The 20655-nt window shown below is 62.6% G+C and carries 17 protein-coding genes; 7 read left to right on the forward strand and 10 right to left on the reverse strand.

The genetic code is table 11. The annotated features are described in order from the left end of the window. Positions 1 to 150: 150 nt before the first annotated feature. Positions 151 to 747 carry a hypothetical protein gene (locus AB4Y85_RS11915; RefSeq protein ID WP_441985108.1) on the forward strand — a complete coding sequence of 199 codons (597 nt, stop codon included), beginning with the start codon at positions 151 to 153 and terminating at the stop codon, positions 745 to 747. A 4-nt stretch (positions 748 to 751) separates the two neighbouring features. Here the strand turns inward: AB4Y85_RS11915 and AB4Y85_RS11920 are convergent, their stop codons facing one another. The 6 genes from AB4Y85_RS11920 to AB4Y85_RS11945 all read right to left on the reverse strand — a co-directional run bounded on the left by AB4Y85_RS11920 (position 752) and on the right by AB4Y85_RS11945 (position 6544). After that, entirely contained in the window at positions 752 to 1570 is an 819-nt protein-coding gene (locus AB4Y85_RS11920; RefSeq protein ID WP_441985109.1) for a tellurite resistance TerB family protein, read from the reverse strand. Positions 1571 to 1628: 58 nt separating this feature from the next. Beyond that, positions 1629 to 2276, reverse strand: coding sequence for a bifunctional 4-hydroxy-2-oxoglutarate aldolase/2-dehydro-3-deoxy-phosphogluconate aldolase (gene eda, locus AB4Y85_RS11925; RefSeq protein WP_441985110.1), 648 nt, complete (start codon positions 2274 to 2276; stop codon positions 1629 to 1631). Positions 2277 to 2407: 131 nt separating this feature from the next. Beyond that, a complete protein-coding gene (locus AB4Y85_RS11930) occupies positions 2408 to 3694 on the reverse strand; it encodes an ABC transporter substrate-binding protein (RefSeq protein ID WP_441985111.1) in 1287 nt (428 codons plus the stop codon). Positions 3695 to 3730: 36 nt separating this feature from the next. Next, entirely contained in the window at positions 3731 to 4564 is an 834-nt protein-coding gene (locus AB4Y85_RS11935; protein WP_441985112.1) for a carbohydrate ABC transporter permease, read from the reverse strand. After that, positions 4554 to 5429 (reverse strand): carbohydrate ABC transporter permease, encoded by an 876-nt coding sequence (locus AB4Y85_RS11940; RefSeq protein ID WP_441985113.1) that lies wholly within the window; start codon positions 5427 to 5429, stop codon positions 4554 to 4556. The genes AB4Y85_RS11935 and AB4Y85_RS11940 overlap by 11 nt, the downstream gene beginning before the upstream one ends. A gap of 38 nt (positions 5430 to 5467) precedes the next feature. Further along, complete coding sequence (locus AB4Y85_RS11945; RefSeq protein ID WP_441985114.1) at positions 5468 to 6544, reverse strand: LacI family DNA-binding transcriptional regulator; 1077 nt, start codon at positions 6542 to 6544, stop codon at positions 5468 to 5470. A 61-nt stretch (positions 6545 to 6605) separates the two neighbouring features. Here AB4Y85_RS11945 and AB4Y85_RS11950 point away from each other — a divergent pair, with 61 nt between their 5' ends. The 5 genes from AB4Y85_RS11950 to AB4Y85_RS11970 all read left to right on the forward strand — a co-directional run bounded on the left by AB4Y85_RS11950 (position 6606) and on the right by AB4Y85_RS11970 (position 12647). Further along, on the forward strand, positions 6606 to 7637 hold the full coding sequence (locus tag AB4Y85_RS11950; protein ID WP_441985115.1) for an alpha/beta hydrolase: 1032 nt from the start codon (positions 6606 to 6608) through the stop codon (positions 7635 to 7637). A gap of 107 nt (positions 7638 to 7744) precedes the next feature. Then, positions 7745 to 9181 (forward strand): FAD-dependent oxidoreductase, encoded by a 1437-nt coding sequence (locus tag AB4Y85_RS11955; RefSeq protein WP_441985116.1) that lies wholly within the window; start codon positions 7745 to 7747, stop codon positions 9179 to 9181. Positions 9182 to 9224: 43 nt separating this feature from the next. Beyond that, positions 9225 to 10841, forward strand: a complete 1617-nt coding sequence (locus tag AB4Y85_RS11960; RefSeq protein WP_441985117.1) for an FGGY-family carbohydrate kinase — start codon at positions 9225 to 9227, stop codon at positions 10839 to 10841. 1 nt (position 10842) lies between these two features. Further along, positions 10843 to 11898: an ABC transporter ATP-binding protein gene (locus AB4Y85_RS11965; protein ID WP_441985118.1), complete on the forward strand. Its 1056-nt coding sequence runs from the start codon at positions 10843 to 10845 to the stop codon at positions 11896 to 11898. 20 nt (positions 11899 to 11918) lie between these two features. Then, positions 11919 to 12647, forward strand: a complete 729-nt coding sequence (locus AB4Y85_RS11970) for an SDR family oxidoreductase (protein ID WP_441985119.1) — start codon at positions 11919 to 11921, stop codon at positions 12645 to 12647. 29 nt (positions 12648 to 12676) lie between these two features. Here AB4Y85_RS11970 and AB4Y85_RS11975 read toward each other — a convergent pair whose 3' ends face one another. Beyond that, entirely contained in the window at positions 12677 to 13387 is a 711-nt protein-coding gene (locus AB4Y85_RS11975; RefSeq protein ID WP_441985120.1) for a L,D-transpeptidase family protein, read from the reverse strand. A gap of 479 nt (positions 13388 to 13866) precedes the next feature. On the opposite strand from AB4Y85_RS11975, the gene AB4Y85_RS11980 reads away from it, so the two are divergent. Continuing rightward, complete coding sequence (locus AB4Y85_RS11980; RefSeq protein ID WP_441985121.1) at positions 13867 to 16641, forward strand: SH3 domain-containing protein; 2775 nt, start codon at positions 13867 to 13869, stop codon at positions 16639 to 16641. Between the two features lie 25 nt (positions 16642 to 16666). Here AB4Y85_RS11980 and AB4Y85_RS11985 read toward each other — a convergent pair whose 3' ends face one another. The 3 genes from AB4Y85_RS11985 to pflA all read right to left on the reverse strand — a co-directional run bounded on the left by AB4Y85_RS11985 (position 16667) and on the right by pflA (position 20655). Beyond that, positions 16667 to 18109, reverse strand: coding sequence for a porin (locus AB4Y85_RS11985; protein WP_441985122.1), 1443 nt, complete (start codon positions 18107 to 18109; stop codon positions 16667 to 16669). Positions 18110 to 18255: 146 nt separating this feature from the next. Further along, a complete protein-coding gene (locus AB4Y85_RS11990) occupies positions 18256 to 19824 on the reverse strand; it encodes an aspartate:alanine exchanger family transporter (RefSeq protein WP_441985123.1) in 1569 nt (522 codons plus the stop codon). A 9-nt stretch (positions 19825 to 19833) separates the two neighbouring features. Continuing rightward, entirely contained in the window at positions 19834 to 20655 is an 822-nt protein-coding gene (pflA, locus tag AB4Y85_RS11995) for a pyruvate formate-lyase-activating protein (RefSeq protein ID WP_441985124.1), read from the reverse strand.

Here is a 20655-nt window from a genome sequence, read left to right on the forward strand (position 1 = left end):
GTCGCAAGCGTCCTTCGTCAGCACTCGAATGCGAAACGCCGTCGCGCGCAAGCCGACTTTCGAATAAATCATACAAATAGATCTGTAATCTTGTTTCAAGTCATGCTCCCGGCTATGATTGCGCGAACTTCGAAAGAGCTCCGGCCGGATATGTTCAAACAGATATTTCTCTTCGTTTTTGCCACGCTCATCGCTGCCCCTGCCCTAGCCGGCACGTGCCCTGATGCCAAGACGGCCAAGCAGGGCTTCGTTCTGGAGCGGCAGGGCACGCGGGCCGAGGTGCGCCAAGCTTCCGACCATTTCGTCCAGGTCACGAATCATTATCCAGGCGGCAAGAAGCAGGATGTCATCTATTACAAGGGCCTGCTTCCCATCAGCCGCTTCGATGAGACAACGCAGAGCATATCGATTCCGGTTTCAGAGCTGCGGACCATTTTTCCGCTCGCTCTCAAGGCTCGCAGGGCAGTAACCTATGCTCCCGCCACGCCCAGCAAAGTAGGCGCTTTGATATCCCTGGAACTGACGGTCACCGGAATGGAGGAGGTCGAGCTTGGGCCGTGCACATACGAGGCCTATGCCGTCCACAACCGCTATCTCAACGCGGACGGAAAGACGACGTCGGAGCATACGGATCTCTATTCGCCCGAGCTCGGCTTCCTGATCGGCAAGCGCTACCACGAGAGAAACGGCGCGCAGACGCTCGTGAAGTACCAGAGTATCAGGCCCCTCGCCCGCGCACCTTTCTAGACACTCAGCCCAAGGAATCCGCCATATCATCGATCTGGCGACGGGTCGCGGGGTCGATGTCGAGAGCACCGGCGAGCTGATTGAGGAATTCGCGCTCCTGAATCGTGTCGGGATCGATGGCGATCCGCGCGGCCGCATAGACCTGAGCAGCCTTGTCCGGATCGTTGACGTTGCCCGCAAGCTCCTCGACATCCGCAGGCGAAGCCATTTCCGTATCGAGCCAGCGGCTCGAATCCGGATCGATGCCGGCCTCTGTCATCCCTTTGACGATGCGCGCCCGCTCAGCGTCGTCGATATGGCCATCGGCGGAAGCTGCCGCGACCATGGTCTTGAGGAACAGAAGCGCATCATCCTCGGTCTGCGAGACCGGATGGAACCGCGACCGCTCAGGCGGGCTGAGAACTTCACTTGAAGATGCACCGCCGGCCAGCGCCGGAACAGAGCCTTGCGTTCCTCCGATTTCCTGGCTGCCCTGGCGGCTCTGATAAGCTCGGTAAGCAAGCCCACCGATCACCGCAAGGCCACCGAGCTTCACGAGGTTGCCCGTCATCTTGCCCTTCTTGCGCCCCTTGAACAGCAGCCCCGCCAAGCCAACCAGCGCGGCCTGTGTCAGGCCCGGATGTTGAGCCGCGAGATCCTTGGCCTTCTGCAGCAGCTGCTCGGGCGATTGGCCGCTCAGCTGGCGGACATTCTGTTCAAGCTGCTCGCGCATGCTCGGCTGGCCACCCGTCGGCGTGCCTGCGGCTTCAGGTCGATCCTGATGCGGCTCGGAGCGGCTGACGGCGCCGACGAACGCATCCAATAGTTTCCGGTAATCGACCATGAACTCCTCCTGTCACCTGCATGTTCGCATGTACACAACGGAGGCGCCGGGGAATGGTTCAGGTTTGGGCGCGAAGGCCTGCCGCTTGAGAAGCAAGGCGCCTGACAGCAGCCATATCGCCGGACTTGAGCGCATCCGCCGGAGCGACCCAGGTCCCGCCGACACAGGCCACATTCGGGAGCGCCAGATAAGATGCGGCATTGGCAACGTCGATGCCGCCGGTCGGGCAGAAGGAGAGCTGCGGCAGAGGTCCTTGAATGCCCTTGAGCCAAGCGGTTCCGCCGGAAGCGGCTGCGGGGAAGAATTTTAGGATCTGAAAGCCCAGGCTCGAAAGCGTCATGGCTTCCGACACGGTGGCGCAGCCGGGCATCACGGGGATGGGAGAGAGGCTCAAGGCCTCTGCCAGTTTCGGAGGCGTGCCGGGCGTCACGATGAACTTGGCGCCGGCATCGGCCACTTCGCCGATCTGACTGGCATGAAGGATGGTGCCGGCGGCCACGATGGCATCAGGGACTGCCTTGGCGATGGCGTTGATGGCATCGAGCGCGGCGGGCGTCCGCAAGGTAACCTCGATCACGAACAGCCCGGATTCGACCATAGCCTGCGCGAGATCGATGCTGATCCGCGCATCGTTAATGGTGACAACCGGCACGACAGGCGAGCGGCTCACATAATCCCGTAGGGCTGATGTGTGGGCTGCCGTCATCGTGATCTCTCCTGGCTTGGCTTTGTAAGCGGACCTTATTTTAGGAGGAGCCTCCGAAGATATCCATGGCTTTGTTGCCGATCCCTACCAAATGGGAGGCGGGACGATTGCCCGGCCTCCCATTTGAGTGATTACTTGGGCAGCAACGGCTGGATGCGCTGCTGCATGGAAGCGACAGCTTCCTTGACGGGCTTGCGGCCGATGACGGCGAGTTGAACCTCCTCAAGGAAGAACTGTTGAGCGCGTGCGGCCTCCGGGAAAGGCGGGAAGGCGCCGCGTGCGGACTTCAGCACTTCGGCCTCGACGGCAGCCAGCGGGTTCGACTGGGCGAAGCCCGGATCGGCATAGGTCGATACACGGACCGGGCCATTCCCGTTCTTCGCCATGCCGAGCGTGACGCGCTTGGACGCGACCTCTTTGATGTAGGACCAGGCCAGTTCCTTGTTCGGGTAGTTGGCCGGAATTGCCATACCCCAGGATTCCGTCACGCCGGCCATCTTCCCGGCCGGCAGGCTTTCGGAACCCGGGAAGGCCACCGCCTTGATCTTGCCCGGGAATTGCGACTGCTGCGGATCGTTGAACTGCTTGAACCGGGCGAAGGTGATCATCGTGTAGGCCGCGCGGCCCTGCTGCATCCATGTCACCTGGTCGTCGTTCTTGGTGGTGGCGTAAGAACGCGGCAAAGCGCCAGCCTTGAACATGTCGTTCAGAACAGCGAGTCCCTTCTCCATTGCCTCGGGGTTCGGGAGAAGCTTGAAGTCGCTGGTGATGAAGTCGCCGCCGAAAGCGCGTGCGAAACTGACCGGGAAGATGGCGAGGTCGCTCGCCATGATCATGCCCACGACCGGCGTGCCGCTTTTCGAAGTGAAGGTGAGCTTCTTGGTATGCTCCACCAGCTCTTCGAGAGTCTTGGCCGGTGCCGAGATCCCCGCCTCCTCCAGCAGCGCTTCATTGTAAAAAAGGCCGCCGGTCGCGTGACGGACCGGGATGCCGATCAGCTTGCCGTCGACGGTCATGCCCTGGCGCAGGCCAGCTGCGATGTCTTCGTAATCCTCGATCGGATCCTTGGCCATCAGATCGTCGAGCGGCGTGAACAGCTTGGCGACGTCCGAGGTCGGCCGGTTGTCGATGATGTAGCCGACACCGAAGTCTGTCTTAGACAAGCCGGCCTCGCGGAAGAGGCGGTCCTGAAGCGGGTTGGAGTCGAAAGTGGAGAACACAGCCTCCGCGTCCTGCGCCTTGCTCCATTCGGCCAGCAGGTTTTCGCCGCCCTGCGGCTGCAATACCGTCTGGTGAACCCGGTGGCTAAGAATGTTCAGCGTCTTCGACGCGGCCAGAGATGGGCGCGCCGCCAGCACCGCGGCGCCTGCGGCAGCAGTGCCGAGAAAATGCCTGCGAGTGAGATTGTTGAATGACATTTCTTGTTTCCTCCCGGTTTGGTTTTGGTTGCAGTATTAACCCTTGGTCGCGCCTGCGGTGAGGCCGGCCACGAGATAGCGGTTCATGAGAATAACGAAGATCAGAACCGGCAGAAGCTGCACGGTCGAGGCCGCGAACAGCACACCCCAATCGACACCGTCGATCGAGCCTATCATCTCGGAAATGACAAGCGGTGCGGTCTTTGCCTTGGTAGATGTGAAGATGAAGGCAAAGAGGTATTCGTTCCAGGCGAAGACCACGACGAAGACCGCCACTGCCAGGATGCCGGGTGCGGCAAGCGGCATGATGACCTTGCGCAGGATAGTGAAACGCTTGGCACCGTCGATCTGCGCGGCTTCGTCCAGCTCACGCGGAATCTGGTCGATGAAGGTGCGCATCAGCACCGTCCCGAGCGAGACGAAGAAAGTCGCGTAGAGGACGATGAGAATGAAATGCGTGTCGTTGAGGCCGAGCGCATTGACGATCGGGAACAGCGGCAGGGTGACGACGATCGGCGGGATGAGGCGAACCGCAATGAGAAAGAACACGCTGGATTCGAGGAGGCGGGAACTGTTGCGCGAATAGGCATAGCCGGCGAACGTGCTGGCGATGACCGACAGCGCGGTGGCGCCAGCCGTGATGACGGTGCTATTGAAAAGCCCCTCGAAGAAGACACGCCAGTTCGTCCAGAGAGTCTCGTAATGCCGCAACGTCGGCTCGAAGAGGAATTTCGGCGGGACGGCGAAGATGTCCTGGCCCGGTTTGAACGACGACATGACGATGAAGACGATCGGAAATAGCGACCAGACGAGGATCGTAACGACAGCCGCTGTCTTCCCGGCACTGGTTATCAGTCGATTAGTGCGCATTGGCGGCCACCTGCCTGCGAAGGATGAGAACGTAGCCGAGGCCAAGCACCAGCGAGGCGAAGACCATGATCCATGCGGTGGCGGAAGCGGTACCGAAGGCGTTGTAGGTGAAGGCCTCGCGGTAGAGGTAAACGGCCAGCACCTCGGTCGAGCGCACCGGCCCGCCCTGGGTCAACAGCCACACCTCCGAGAACATGCGGAAGGCGAAGATATAGCGGAACAGCAGCGCCACGATAATGGCCGGCGCTAGCAGAGGAACCGTCACACGGCGGAACAACTGCCACGGCGTCCCGCCGTCGATGCGGGCGGCTTCATACAGATCCTGAGGAATTGCAAGGCGTGCGGCATAGAGGATAATGAACGTGAACGGCAGATGCATCCAGATCGTCAGAAGTCCGATCATCAGCATTGCATCGCGCGGCTCGAACGACCAATCCAGGATCGGAAGCCCAAGCGAAGTGAGTGCCACGCTGACGGGTCCGATATCCGGATCGAACAGGAAGCGCCACATGGCCACAGCGACGACTTCGCTGACTGCGTAAGGCGCAAGCACCGCCACCAGCAATATACGACGGAACGGGAGACCGCCGGCAAAGAGAAGCGCCATGCCGAGAGCGGCAAGCAGTTCGATATGCACCGCGACGACGACCAGCACGATCGTGTTCCAGAGCGCCGAATGGAAGGCCGGATCCGTCAGCGTGCGAACATAGTTCGCCAAGCCCACAAATTCCGGCGCGCGTCCGAAGCTCGACTCGTTCAGGCTCAACCACGCGACGTAAATCGCCGGAATGACGATCACGCTCAGAATCAGCAGGTGCACGGGCGCGATAAGCGGGAGCGCTCCGGCTATGCTTCTAGACCGCAATTGCATTCCTCCCATTTGGCGCCTGCTCGCGGCAGGCTTCAGTTCAGCTTGGTCGGCTTGTGCTCGACCTTGTATTCCGGCAGCAGGTGATGCTCGGTTGAAGGTGCAGCGGGCGGCGCGGCGGAATCGCGCACGTGAAGGCTAGCGCTCAGGACCGTGCCGAGCGGCGTCGAGGCATCGCCATCCATGCGTGCCTTGAGCCTGCGCCAAATGCACTCCGCCATTTCGTCTACCGGCTGATAGATTGCCGTCAGCGGCGTCTTGCGCGCCGACATCCAGGGATAATCGTCGAAGCCGATCAGCGAGGTCCGTTCAGGGATGTCGATGCGACGCCGCGCGAGCGCCGAAAGCACGCTTAGAGTCGTGACGTTTGTCAGCGCAAAGATCGCGGATGGGGTCGCATTGCGTTCCAGCCAATGGATGAGCGTATCGGCGCCACGCTCCGCATTGGATCCGAGTTCAAGCACGATCGGCTCTTCGAGGCCCGATCGCTCCGAAACATTGCGCACACCGCGCACGCGCTCCCGAATTGGGGAAATCGAAAGGTTGGACGCCGCGACGAGAATTTGTCTGTGACCGGCTTCCGCCAAGTATCGCGCGGCAATTTCGCCGGCAAGGCAGTTATCGATGGTCACGGTGTCAGTGAAGGTGTTACCGACCGAGAGGCGGTCAGCCAGCACCATGGGAAGATCACCGGCTTCCTCACGCAGCAACTCCGGAACGACATCGGTGCAGGGCACGGCGATGAGGCCGGAAGGGCGCCAGCTGAGCAACGCACGCAGCCGGGACTGTTCGAGTTCCGCGTCATCGCGCGACGACGCCACGATGACGTCGTAGCCGTCCTTCCGGGCCATCACTTCAAGCCGCGAAATGAGTCCCGTAAAGAACACGTCGTCGAGATCAGGGACCAGCACGCCAACCACGCGCGCCTGCCCTGACCGCAGCAGCGAAGCGGCCCTGTCGGGACTATAGGACAAGTCCTTTGCGGCCTGTTCGACGCGCTGACGGATCGCCGGGTTGACCGACTTACCGCCATTGAACACGTTGGAAACGGTCGCGATCGAAACGCCGGCCTGCGCCGCCACATCTCGGATCGTCACTCGCTTGCGCGCCAACTGGAACCCCTATAAAACGTTTTACGGTGAAACGTTTAACCCGCGCCGTTGGGCAAATCAAGTGCCGCTGGAAAAGTCGACCGAATTTACAGGGCCGCAAACGCCCGACGAGAAGCTCGATCCGCAGATGCGCGCGTTTCTCGAAGAGGTCGCCGCATCGGCGGCCGAACTCCCTAACCCCTTTCATAGCCCCATCCAACTCGCCCGGGCGGCAATCGAAAAGACGTTGCGCCCCTTCGCGATGGGCGGTCCGGCAATGGCATCGAGCATTGATCGCGAACTCGCTCTTGGCGGGAGAACGATTCGTCTTCGACATTACCGCCCAGAGAACGCCTGCGGGCCGCTGATCCTATATATTCATGGCGGCGGCTGGACCTGGGAGAGCATCGAGACTCATGACCGCATGGCGCGCGAATATGCGGCCCTGACAGGGCTTGCCGTCGTCGCGCCTGATTACTCCCTAGCTCCGGAGAACCCCTTCCCCGCCGCCCTCGATGAATGCATCGACCTGCTCCAGGAGGTCCATCTCAATGCTCCGGATTGGGGTGCGGAGGCCGGGATTCTGGCCATAGGCGACTCGGCTGGCGCCAATCTGGCGCTTTCGGCCGCCATGAGCCTTCGCGGCAACCCCGCCATGCCCAAGGCGCTTTTGCTCAATTACGGAGCTTATGCGCGCGATTTCGACCGGGATTCGTACCGCTGGATCGACGCAAGCTCACTTTCCCCGAAGACCGGGCATATCAAATGGTTCTGGCGAAATTACCAGGGCGAACGCACCGATTGCGGGTGGAGGAGCGAGCCTCTGCTGGGCCCATTCGACGGGCTGCCGCCGATGCGGCTTCAAGTGGCGCGGCTCGATGTTCTGCATGATGAGAATCTGGCCGTCGCGCGTACCGCGCAGGAAGTGGGTGTCGAGGTGGAATGCTCCGTCTATCCCGGTGTAACTCATGGATTCCTGCGGGCGGTGGGTCGCGTCAGCATTGCGGACCAAGCCTTCCGCGACGCTGCGAGATGGATCGCAGCCCAAGCTTCGCAGCTCAATCGGGCATCGCCATCTACATCACGGCTTGCCAGCAGCTCAGGCGCAAGTTAAACGTTTCACAAGACTGAGTGGTAGCGGCTCATGGCCGCGACCTTTCACCCCCACAAGAAGACACAACGCATTGCCGGCCTGCCGCCGGTCACGTGAGGAATAGAGAGATGCCCTCTACGCGTACGATCCAAGAACCGGCCCGCAACATTCCTGTCTCCGCCGAATACGACGTTCTCGTCGTCGGCGGTGGCCCATCGGGCCTGACGGCGGCCATCGCCGCGGCGGAAGATGGTCTGCGCGTCGGACTGGTGGAGAGCCGCAGCTTCGTCGGCGGCAATATGACGATCGGCCTCCCCGTGCTCGGCTTCCTCGGTCAAAAGGGCAACCAGATCATCGACGGGCTGCCGGAAAAGTTCATCAAGCGGCTGCGCGAGGAGCGCGACGGGGCGAGCGAGCACCGTCCCTGCCCGCTTCACATGGGCATTACTCTCGTCGAGCCGGAAGCGGTGAAGACGGTCGCCCTCGAAATGCTCCAAGAAGCCGGCGTGGATGTGCTGTTCTACACGTTCTATGCAGGCCCGATCATGGAAGGGGACATGATCCGCGGCATCATCACCGAGAGCAAGAGCGGCCGGCAGGCCATTCTCGCCAAGGTGGTGATCGACTGCACGGGCGATGCCGACGTCGCCTTTAGCGCCGGGGTGCCTTGCGAAAAGGGCAACGAGCATGGCGGCATGCAGCCGCCGACGCTGATGTTCTGTCTGGCCGGTGTGGACACCGACAAGCTGCGCCTGTTCATCGCAAACTCTCCGCCGCAGGCGCGAACCTATCTGACCGACTTCATTCCGGCCGAGTATTTCGGCCAGAACCACCAATTCATCGTCGTCGGCCTGCGCGAGCAGCTCGCCCGGGCCAAGCAGGAACGCAATCTCGCGATTCCCAACGACCGCACGATCATCATCACCGGCCTCAAGAAGGGCGAGGTCTGGATCAACATGACGCGTGTGAAAGGGACGGATGGAACCGATGCACGCAGCCTGACCAATGGCGAAATCGTCGGCCGCGCCCAGATCGACGATATCGTCACCTATCTCGTGAATTACGTGCCGGGTTTCGAGAGCGCCTATTTCACCAAGACAGCCCCTTTCATCGGCATACGCGAGACGCGCCGCATCATCGGGCAATACGTGATGACTCAGGAGGATGTGCTCGCCTGCCGCCACTTCGACGATTCGATTGCGGTCGCAAGCTATCCGATCGACATCCACCGTCCGTCGGATGATGGCTGCACACTCATCTGGTGCGGCGATTGCTACGACATCCCCTATCGCTCGCTGGTTCCGCAGAAGGTGACGAATCTGCTTGTCGCGGGCCGGGCAATCTCGACCACCCACGAGGCAATGGGCGCGATCCGCGTGATGGCTACCTGCATGGCGATGGGCGAAGCGGCTGGCCGCGCTGCCAAGATGTCCGTGCGCGGCAACCGTGCGCCCGCCGACATCGACGTCCAGGAGCTGCGCCGGCAGCAGCTTGAACGGGGCGTCTATCTGCGCAATCCCGACGGCACCCGTGCGTCGCCGGCCGGCTTCGCGCCGGCCGCCTAATCGCCAGACGCAGGCGCTAACGGCGCGGCGAAGGGTAACCTCCATGTCCAAAGACATCTTCATCGGCATCGACGTCGGTACGGGCAGCGCCCGTGCCGGCCTTTTCGACCGCAACGGCAATCTGCTGGCAACGGCCAAGCGCGATATCGCGCTGTGGCACGATGGAGCCGACATTGCCGAACAATCGAGCGATGACATCTGGGCAGCCGTTTGCGCCAGCGTGCGCGAGGCGACAGCAGAGGCTGGCGTTTCGCCAAACAGGATTGCCGGAATCGGCTTCGATGCGACCTGCTCCCTGGTGGTGCTGGGTGAAGGCGGCCAGCCGCTCGCCATTGGCGATCATGGCGATGACAAGCGCAACATCATCGTCTGGATGGACCATCGCGCAACCGCGCAGGCGGAGCGCATCAATACCGGCCGACACCGGGTTCTCGACTATGTCGGCGGCGTGATCTCCCCGGAGATGCAGACACCGAAAGTGCTTTGGCTGAAGGAGAACCTGCCGACCGCTTATAAGAAGGCCTGGCAGTTCCTCGACCTCGCCGACTTCCTCACCTGGCGCGCGACAGGCAGTCTGTCCCGGTCTGTTTGCACCGTCACCTGCAAATGGACTTACCTCGCGCATGAGAAGCGCTGGGATGCGGATTACTTCCACGCGGTCGGGCTCGGCGAACTCGCCGAAGAGAATTTTGCGCGCATTGGCACGGAAATCGTTTCGGCAGGCGAGCCGCTCGGCCAGGGTCTTTCCACTGACGCCGCCGCCGAACTCGGCCTCGCAGCGGGAACTCCTGTCGGAGCGGGACTGATCGATGCCCATGCCGGCGGTGTCGGCACGGTCGGCGGCGCGGCGACGTCCACCATGGCCTACGTGTTCGGAACCTCGGCCTGTACCATGGCGAGCAGCGACGAACCGCTCTTCATCCCGGGCGTATGGGGCCCCTATCACTCGGCGATGGTGCCCGGCCTTTGGCTCAGCGAGGGCGGACAGTCGAGCGCTGGCGCCGCCATCGACCAGGCGGTCGCGCTTCACCCGGCCGCCGTGGATGCTCGTAAACTTGCAGCTGACAAACGCCTGTCGCCGCAGGATTTCCTGGCCGACATGGCCATGGAGCAGGCCGCCGGTGCGTCGCAATCCGCCGACCTCGCCGGCGAACTCGTCGTCGTTCCCGACTTCCTCGGCAATCGCGCGCCCTTCGCGCGCGCCGACGCCCGCGCCGCAATCGCTGGTCTGGGGATGGAGCGCGACATGCAAAGCCTCGTCGCGCTGTACGTGGCTGCGGTCTTGGGCGTCGGCTACGGGCTGCGCCAGATCATCGGGGTCAGCCGTGCTCGCGGCATGCGCATCGACAGGATCGCCCTCTCTGGAGGAGCGGGCCGTCACCCTCTCGTGCGCCAGCTGCTGGCGGATTGTACGGGCGTTCCTGTTTCCGTTTCGCGACAGGCCGAGCCGGTTTTGCTGGGCGCCGCGATGCTGGGCGCAAGCGCATCGGGCATCTATCCGTCGCTGCAGGAAGCAATGGTCGGCATGACCGGCGAAGCCGACCTTCATACACCCGCCAGCGGCAGAATCGCCGCGATGCACCTGCGCCGCTTCAATGCCTTCGAAGCTGTCCAGAAGGTGGCGCATTCGCTCGCCGGTATTGGAACTCGGGAGACCTGACATGGCCGGACTTCGGCTTGAAAAACTCAAGAAGAGCTTCGGCGCGGTGGACGTCATCAAGGGCGTCGATCTCGACATCAAGGATGGCGAGTTCGTGGTCTTCGTAGGCCCTTCGGGCTGCGGCAAGTCCACTCTGCTTCGTATGATCGCCGGGTTGGAGGATATCTCCGGCGGAGACCTCTTCATCGACGGAAAGCGCTGCAACGACGTGGAGCCGCGCGAGCGCGGCATCGCCATGGTGTTCCAATCCTATGCGCTCTACCCGCATCTCACCGTCTACGACAATATGAGCTTCGGGCTTACGCTGAATCGCACGCCCAAGGCCGAGATCGAGACGCGGGTGCGTGAAGCCGCGCGCATCCTGAAACTGGAGCACCTGCTCGACCGCAAACCAGCGCATCTCTCAGGCGGCCAGCGCCAGCGCGTTGCAATCGGCCGCGCCATCGTTCGCAAGCCGACCGTCTTCCTGTTCGATGAGCCGCTGTCGAACCTCGACGCGGCGCTTCGCATGGAGATGCGCATGGAGATCGCGAGGCTCCACAAGGAAATCGGCGCAACGATGATCTATGTCACGCACGACCAGGTCGAGGCGATGACCCTCGCCGACCGCATCGTCGTGCTCGATGGCGGTATCGTCCAGCAGATCGGCGCGCCGATCGATCTCTACAAAAAGCCTGCCAATCGCTTCGTTGCGGGTTTCATCGGCTCGCCGAGGATGAACTTCCTCGAAGTAGAAGTGGCTGATGTTGCGAACGGCGTAGCCACCGTGCGTTCTCCGACTGTCGCTCCGGTTCAGATCGATGCTGCCGGCCTCTCCAAAGGCAGCCGCGCAATGCTCGCGCTACGCCCTCAATTGCTCAAGCGGGACGCTGGCATCGGTTCGATCGGTGGCAATGTCTCGCTTGTTGAACGCTTGGGTTCGGAGACCATCGTCAGCCTCGAAACGCCGTCCGGCGAGCGCGTACTCGCAGTCATCCCACAGGATGAAACATTCGAGCCGGGCAGTACGGTGGCATTCCACTTCGATCCGTCCGCGGCCCATCTTTTCGCGGCCTAACACACACCTGGAGATTTCATATGAGCCTGCAACTTCAGGGCAAGGTGGCCGCCATCACCGGCGCTGCGTCCGGGATCGGGCTGGAATGCGCCCGTGCGATGCTGAAGGCAGGCGCACGCGTCGTTCTGATTGACCGGGCCGAGGAAGCGCTCCACACCGCCTGCGACGAGCTGGGGGATGGAGCCAGCCCACTCGTCGTCGACGTGACGGACCCGGCAAGCGTGGCGGGCATGCTTCCGGCCATCATCCGGAGCTGTGGCCAGCTCGACATCTTCCACGCCAATGCCGGCTCCTATGTCGGTGGTCAGGTGGCGGAGGGCGATCCCGACGCATGGGATCGCATGCTCAACCTCAACATCAACGCGGCATTCCGGAGCGTTCATGCGGTCCTTCCTCACATGATCGCCCGACAGACCGGCGACATTGTGCTGACCAGCTCCATCGCGGGCGCGGTGCCTGTCGTGCACGAGCCCATCTACACGGCTTCGAAGCACGCGGTTCAGGCTTTCACCCATACGGTGAGACGGCAGGTGGCGAAGCACAAGGTACGGGTTGGCGCGGTTCTGCCCGGCCCGGTGGTAACTGCGCTGATCAAGGACTGGCCGAAGGACAAGCTGGAAGCAGAACTCGCCGCCGGTGGCCTGATGGAACCGGTGGAAGTGGCTGAAGCTGTGCTGTTCATGTTGACGCGGCCGCGGAACGTCGTGATCCGCGACCTCGTGATCCTTCCTCTCAGCAACGATCTTTAGCAGCGCTCCGCCTGGGACTCGCGCCGTTGCTATGCCGGCAGGACGACCACTTTCGTCTTGACCGGCGTTTGTGAGTACAGGTGCATCATGTCCTGAGTGAGGAGGCCGACGCAGCCGCTGGTGATGCCATTGCCGATGGATTCGGCGTCGAGGCTGGCGTAGATCGTATAGAGCGTGTAGGCGCCGTTCTGATAGAGATAAAGCGTGCGGGCGCCCAGTGGATTGTCGAGACCACCCGGCATGCCGCCGGCATATTTGGCCGCCTCCGGCTGGCGCTTGATCATTTCCTTGGGCGGGGTCCAGGTCGCCCATTCGCCCTTGCGCCCGACATAAGCATCACCGCTCCACCGGAACCCGTCGCGGCCGACATTGGCACCATACCGGGTGGCCATTCCGTCATTCTCGATGCGGTAAACGTAGTAATTGCCGGGATCGACGACGATCGTACCGGGCGCCTCTTTGGTGTCGTAGCGAACGGTCCGGCGATAATATTTCGGATCGACCTTGCTGACATCGATCGCCGGGATCGGGAATTTCTCCTCCGGCACCGGCCCGTAGACTCTCGCCGCCTCGGCGAGGCTCATGCCGTCGGATGTCGCGCAACCGGCAAGCCCCAGCGCGCCGACACCGGCAGCCGAGCCGACCAGAAACGACCGGCGGCTGAGAAGCCCCGTCCGCCTTCCGAGCAAGGCTGCATCATCCGTCTCGCCGGTACCGGAATTCACACCGTTTATGATCATGACTTGGCCGTTCCCTATGTCCTGTTGCCTGACGAGAGAATACTCAGGCATCCACCCGCTGAACGTTTTTTGCTGAGCTTCAGATTGCCGTCACTCAGCTCAGTTGGCAAGCCTCACCGAACTGGGCGTGCCAGACGCCTAGGGACCACCTCTTGGCAGCCTGGGCTCCACATCGGCTCGGCCAAGCGCCGAAAGCGCATCCGCGGCGCGTTCGTTCAGCCGCCGCTTGGCTGGCCCCAACTGCCAAGTGCCTGTCCCGAACGGTCAAGCAACTCTTCCAGCGGAACTGTAGCGTGCTTTGTTGATGATGGTCTGCCCTTTGCTGTGCCCCAGGCGGGGACGGGAGTGAGAACTCTCTTGGCTCTCTGCACACTTGCGGGGAGCGCTCTTCGCTGTGGGCCGCTGCCGCTGGGTTCGGACCGTAGAGACAGCCGGCATCTGGAACATCCCATTGCCGGAACATGCTGGAGTGATGTCCGATGCGCCAGGTGATCGCGTTCGCCCTCGTCCCGATCTTTGCCACCACGACGGCGCTTGCCGCTCCAGGCGAGACCACTACTAGCGTCAATTTCCGCTCAGGTCCCGGAACCGGCTTTTCCTCCATCAGGACCCTGCCGGCCGGCACGGCGGTCGATATCGGCGAGTGTGAGGAATCCGGAAGCTGGTGCGCCGTCGTAGTGAAGGGGCAGAGTGGCTTCATTAGCGGGCGCTACCTGGATGAGCACAAGAATACCGAGGGCTGGCCTCGCTCCTATGAGATCGGGGAGAGCCGGATGGTGCTCTTCCAGCCGCAATTCACCGAGTGGACCGATTTCAAAACCATCGAGGCCCTGGTCGCGGCCGAATACGTGAAAGTGCCCAATGCCAACCCGGTCTTCGGCGTGATCGGGCTCAAGGGCGCAACGTCCTACGACGAGGACGCGGGCGAGGTCGTCATCAGCGACATCACCGTCACCGAGCTCAACTTCTCAGGGCTTGATCGGGATACCCTGAAAGCGCTCTCGATGGAGACCGGCAAGCTCCTGCCGACAGGACCGATCACGGTCCCGGAAGCGCGGGTAACGGCGAGCCTCGCCGAGCAGAAGCGCATGACCGACGTGACAGGGCTCAAGACGGATCCACCGCGGATCCTCGTCTCGAGCACTCCGGCGATCCTCGTGCAGACCGATGGCGGGCCCGCTTATGCGCCCATAAAAGGCAAGACGGGTCTCTCGTTCGTGGTCAACACGAACTGGGATCTCTTCCGGATCGACGAGGGCGGCGCCCTCTATCTGCGCGACGATGCCCATTGGCTGACGGCGCCCGCGATCAATGGTCCCTGGACGCCTGCGATGGAGCTGCCCGCGCTGCTGATGGAGTTGCCTGATGACGGCAACTGGGCCGATGCCCGTGGAGCCGTTCCGCCTGAGCCGTATCAGGACGGCAAGGCACCAAAGGTCCTGTCCACGGACAGCCCGGCCGAGATGATCGTGTTCCAAGGCGAGCCCAAGCTTCAGGACGTGCCGAAGACTTCGCTGCAATGGGCCTCCAACACCGAGTCGGACGTCTTCTTCGACAAGGCCGGCAAACAATGGTACGTGCTCCTGTCAGGCCGATGGTTCCGCGCGCCGTCGCTGGCAGGACCCTGGACCTTCGCCACGCCCGACCTGCCCGCCGATTTCAGGAACATTCCCGAGGACGCGCCGTATTATGCCGTAAGCGCATCCGTGCCGGGGACGTCGGAAGCCGCCGAGGCGCGGCTCAAGGCCAGCATCCCTACGACGGCACGGGTCGAGGCGGGCTCGATCACCCCAACCCTCGCCTATGCGGGCGAGGCCCAATTCGCCCCCATCGAGACAACGGATCTTTCCTACGCGACCAACACGACGGACACCGTGATCAAGGTCGGCGGGCAGTATTTCCTGCTTCAGGATGGCGTCTGGTTCGTATCCGACAATCCGACTGGCCCATGGCAACTCGCCCGCGAGGTGCCTGACGCAATCTACGCGATCCCGCCATCTTCGCCGGTTTACGACGCGGCCTACGTTCGCGTGTACGACACGGAGCCGAATGCGGTCTGGTACGGCTACACCATGGGCTACCTGTCCGGCTTCCTGGCCTGGGGCACCTATGTCTACGGCACCGGCTGGTATTACCCCCCGTATTGGTACAACTGGGCGGGCTCTGCATACCCGATCTATTATCCACGGCCAGCCACATGGGGAATTGGAGCCTACTACAACCCTGTCCGCGGCATGTACGGCCGCTATGGCTACGCGTACGGGCCTTTTCGCGGCATCGCCGGGGCGCGGACCTGGAACCCGGCGACCGGCACCTATGGCCGAGCAGGCGCAGCTTGGGGGCTCCGCGGAACGGCTGGCTTTGTCGGGGCCTACAATCCGCGCAGGGATGCGGGCGGCTACCTTGCGGGCGGGCGCAACGTCTACGGCGCGTGGACATCGGCCGGAGTCAAGCGAGGATCCGAATGGGCGCGGGTGACAGGGCGCGACACCGCCGGCGGCGGGGCAGCACTTCGGTGGAATACGTCGAACGGACAGGGCTTTATCCGCGAGGGCCGGCGCGGAGACATCTACGCCGGTCGCGACGGTAACGCCTACCGCAACACCGGTGAAGGCTGGCAGCGCTTCGAGGGCGGCTGGCAGGACGTGAGACGTCCGGAGGCCGGAGATCTGCTCCAGCGTGGCGAAGGCCTCTCACCCGATGCACGGGAGCGGTTGCAGCAGCGGGGCGACGGCGAGGCGCTCAAAGGTCTCGCCGGGGCCGGTGCTGCGGGCGCTGCAGGCGCGGCGCTCGGCCAACGCCTGAGCGGCGGTGAGCAGGCCCAGCGGGACGTTGCCGATCGCAATGCCAGCCGTGAACGGTCGCAGCAGCGCCAAACGCCTCAGCAGCGTCCTGCAACGCAGCAGCGTCAAGTCTCGCAACAGCGCCCTGCGGCACAGGATCGCCCGGCTGCCCAGCAACGACAATCCTCGCAGGAGCGGCCGGCAACACGACAACGCCCAACTCAGCCGCAACGGCCTGCCGCGCAGCGTCCGGCTCCTAGTCAGCAGCTTCCGTCGAACGTCATGCGCGACGCCCAAGCCCGCCATATCGGCAATCAGCGGCAGATGGCAAGCCGGCAGTCCATTCGGCCTCCGGCCCAATTCTCCCGCTCGGGATCCTTCGCGCCTTCGCAGGGCATGGGCGCACGCGGAGGCTTCGGTGGGGGTGGAGGCGGGCGTGGCGGAGGCTCCAGAGGCGGGGGGCGGCGTTAACGCTCCTGCGGCCCTCTCAGGCCATTCAGAAGTCACGCTGGACGCGCAGGCGGCCTTCCCATGTATCTTCCGAGCCCTTTGACCGGAAGGCGCCGGTCGGATCGCCGTTTGCTGTCGTGAGCGGAACGGCGACGCGCTCGCGCGGGTCCACCCTGATATAGAGCGCCTCGACACCGATGAGGAAATCCTTCACCGGCGTCCAGATGACGTTGGCGCCGACGCGAACTTCGTCGAAGTTGACGAGGCCCGTGGTCGTCCCTGCCGTCCCGGCCGCAATCGTCGCGGCCGTTGCGGGTACCGTGTACTGGGCAATGCCCGGAGCATCGAAGCGCATCCAGGAGCCGAAGACATTCGTCTGGATCTCAGACGTCCAATTGTGATTGAGGCCGCCCGCAATGGAATAGGCTTTGTTCGTCTTGAACTCACCGGTGAAGGGATCGACGAAAGCATCAGTGAAGGGCATGGAGAGCGCACCGGCGCCGATGAACCCGTTGCTGATCGGGCCCGCTTGGCCGGCATTGAGGTATCCGATCGCGCCGTCCGTATAGGTCGCCATCATCCATACGGTATCGCCAACCCCGAGAGCGGGCACATTGGCATAGCCGAGGGCGGCAACGGCAAAACCGTAATCTGTATCTGCGTAGGCTGGATTGGGCAGGCCCGTGATTGGGTTGAGCACCGGGACTGTCACACCGTTGACGGTCGTGAGCCCTGCGGCAACGTCGCGGATCTGGTGCAGGGCGCCGGACAACTGCACCTCGCCCCAGGTGCCTTTGTACCGGATGTTAGCGACGACATCAGGCATGCGCTCGCCGCCATAGGTGGAGGCAATCGGCGCAAAAACCGCGGTGGGACTCCCCACTCCGAAAAGAGGAAAGTCGAGATCGTTGTTGATCTGGCGCTCCGTGCCATCCTCGAACGACAGGGTCGCGGAGAACCCGTTGCCGAACGAGAAGGTATAGGCGAAGAGGTTCACCTCGGCGTTCGCGGGGTCGTCGAAGCGCAGGTCGCCGAAATTCGGGGCCGGCAAGTCCGGGCTCGTGAAAAAGGACACTGCGCGACCGGCGGTCAGTCCGCCGAACTGGACAAAGGCCTGAGAGATCTCAGGCGTCGTGGAGCTGAAGCCGTAGGCCCCGGTGTTGCGGGTCATTTCCATGCGGATATAGGTCCGCAGCAAGCCGTATGCGGTGGCAGTGCGCGCGTCGAGGTTGATGCGACCACGTGCACGGAACCCGATCGAGTCCTGCGAGCGGTCCACCGGTTCGAGATAGAGGTATTCGGCGCGAACGCGGCCGCTGACCCGGAGGCAGGTCTCGGTGCCGGGGATGTAGAAGAAGCCGTTTCCGTGTGTAGAGCAGATCCGGACATAATCGACCGGGCTTGCGGTCTTGGCTGGCAGGTCGGCGGCCTGTGCTCCACTGGCGATGATCGCCGCACATCCCAGCAACAGAATTCGGACAGACGCCATGGTACAAACTCCAAGACAAATCCCAGCCGTGTTGATGAAAGAATGTGCAGACCAGCGGATAACGGTCAAGCAGCCCCTAACAGACGGATGGTCGATATGCTTGAAATCTTACAGGGTGTTGCCGGGCAGCATCATGTAAAGGATTCTCAACTCAGCAGAACCTGAACGGCGATGATTTTGACGACGGTCATGCTTGGAAAGCAGATTGCATAACCGACATCCGTTCTCTCGGTTGGAGCCAGACGCCCGGCAGCAACGGCAATAGCAGGGTTGCCGGTCGAACCCGCACAGACACCGAGCAGGTCGTCGAACGGGATACGCAGCAGATATCCGACCGCCAGCACGACCAGGACCAGGGTGAGAAGAACGGCGGCGCCGCCGAGGAGGATCTGAACCCCATTGGTGGCGACGGTCTGAACGAAGGGGCTGCCTGCCCCAATGGCGACCGAGCCGATGAACACCGCCAGGCCGAGATTTCGCAGAACCAGGTTGGCGACCACCGGTATCCGCCAGCCCAAGGGGCCTGTCCGGCCGAGCCAACCGAGGACAAGAGCCATGGCGAGGGGCCCGCCGGCAACGCCCAGGCTGAAGCTGCCGCCCCCCGGCAGGGGAACCGGGATCATGCCGAGCAGAAGGCCAAACGCGATCCCGACGCCGATCGAGACGAAGGATAACTCGGCATTGCCCTTGATGCTGTCGCCGAAATGACGCTGGACGTCAGCCTTCCGGTCGGATGGCACGGCCGCTACCAGCAAATCGCCGAATTCGAGCGTCAGGTCGGACGATGCGATGATATCGGCGTCTCCCCGGCGGATATGCGAGATGACGACAGGAAAATCAGGAAGCGGGATCTCCTGAATCGTCTTGCCGACGAAAGTGGCCTTCGAAACATAGACCCGCACCACGTCGAAATTGGAGCGGTCACGGCTTATACGCCCGGGATCCTCGCGCCCCACGGCGATCTTGGCCTGCTCGATGCTGGTTGGACTACCGACGAGCAGCAACCCATCTCCTCCGTGCAATTGCGTGTCCGCCAGGGGCGGCGCATTCACATGGTGCTGGCGAACGGCGACGATCTTGATATCGGCTGGCAGGATCGCAGCGACTTGCTCGACCGTTCGATCCTCGCAATTCGACTCGAGCGTCAACTCCGCCACTCGCACGTTCTGGGACGGTGTCTTGAACGTAGGTTTGATCATGGCGGTCATGATGGTCATCAGGACAATCGGGCCGATGACGCCGAAGGGATAGGACACTGAGTAGCCGATGGCGGGATCCTGGTTGCCCGCCGCCCCTAGTGCCGCCTGCAAGGTCGGCGTGCTCGTGCCGGAACCCGCGAACAACCCAGCCGCCGTCGCCATCGAGATTCCGAGGGGAGAAGCAAGCGACATCGCGACGAGAAGCGAAGCGATCACGGCCACAGTTGAAAGGGCGATATACTTGAGGCCGGGCCCTTTCAGGCTCGCGAAGAACTGCGGCCCATATTGGATGCCGACGCCATAAACGAACATCACGAGGCCGAGCGTACCGACCAATCCGGGCGGTGCCGCCTTCGGCGCAATGGCGCCGATGATCAGGCCGGTGAACAGCACGGCGCCTGCGCCGAAGGAAACGCCGGCAATCGAGATCTGTCCGACCGCATAGCCGGTGGCGATGGCAAGGAACAACGCCAGCAGGGGTGAGGCTTCAAGCAACGTACGAACGATATCGAGCATGGTTTCACCTCATCTTGCGCGACAGCCGGCCTCACGAAATTGACCTAAGACGCGCGCCACAAGGTCAGGTGAAGGGGATAGAGTCTCGGAAAGCTCGTAGTTGAGGCCCAACGCCTTCCATTTGAAGACGCCCATCTGATGGAACGGCAGGACCTCAACCCATTCCACGTTGCGCATCGGCGCGACGAAGCGAGCGATCCCCTCCACATTGGCCGGATCGTCGGTCAGGCCGGGGACCAGGACGAATCGTACCCAGACAGGCTTGCCGAGGGCGGCCAGCCGTTCCGCGAACTGAATGGTCGGACGGATATCCTGCCCGGTGGTTCGCCGATAGGTTTCCGGATCCCAGGATTTGATGTCGAGCACCACGAGATCGACCTGGCGCAAATAGTCGTCGTCAGCGCGGTCACCGAGAAAGCCCGACGTATCCAAAGCCGTGTGAAGTCCCATCCCCTTGGCAGCCTCAAAAAGCCGTTTGGTGAAATGCACCTGAACTAGCGGTTCTCCACCGGAGATCGTCAGTCCGCCGTCCATGGCACGCAGCGGCGCGGCGTAGGCCTCGAGCGCAGTCCTGGCACGCTCGAACGAGACGCGGGTGCCGTCCTTGAGGTGCCATGTATCCGGGTTGTGGCAATAGAGGCACCGCAGCAGGCATCCGCTCATGAAGATGGTCACACGAATACCAGGCCCGTCGACAGTTGAACCCGTCTCGTACGAGTGAATCCATCCGAAGTCGCCCCGAGGGTCTTTGAAGGCTGCCGTCTCAGGCGCGTCCGGAGATCGCGCCTGCTGTAAATCGTACCGGCTGTGGGCCCAGGGCTCGTCGGCCAT

The organism is Microvirga sp. 2YAF29 (assembly GCF_052114605.1).
Taxonomy (GTDB): Bacteria; Pseudomonadota; Alphaproteobacteria; order Rhizobiales; family Beijerinckiaceae; genus Microvirga.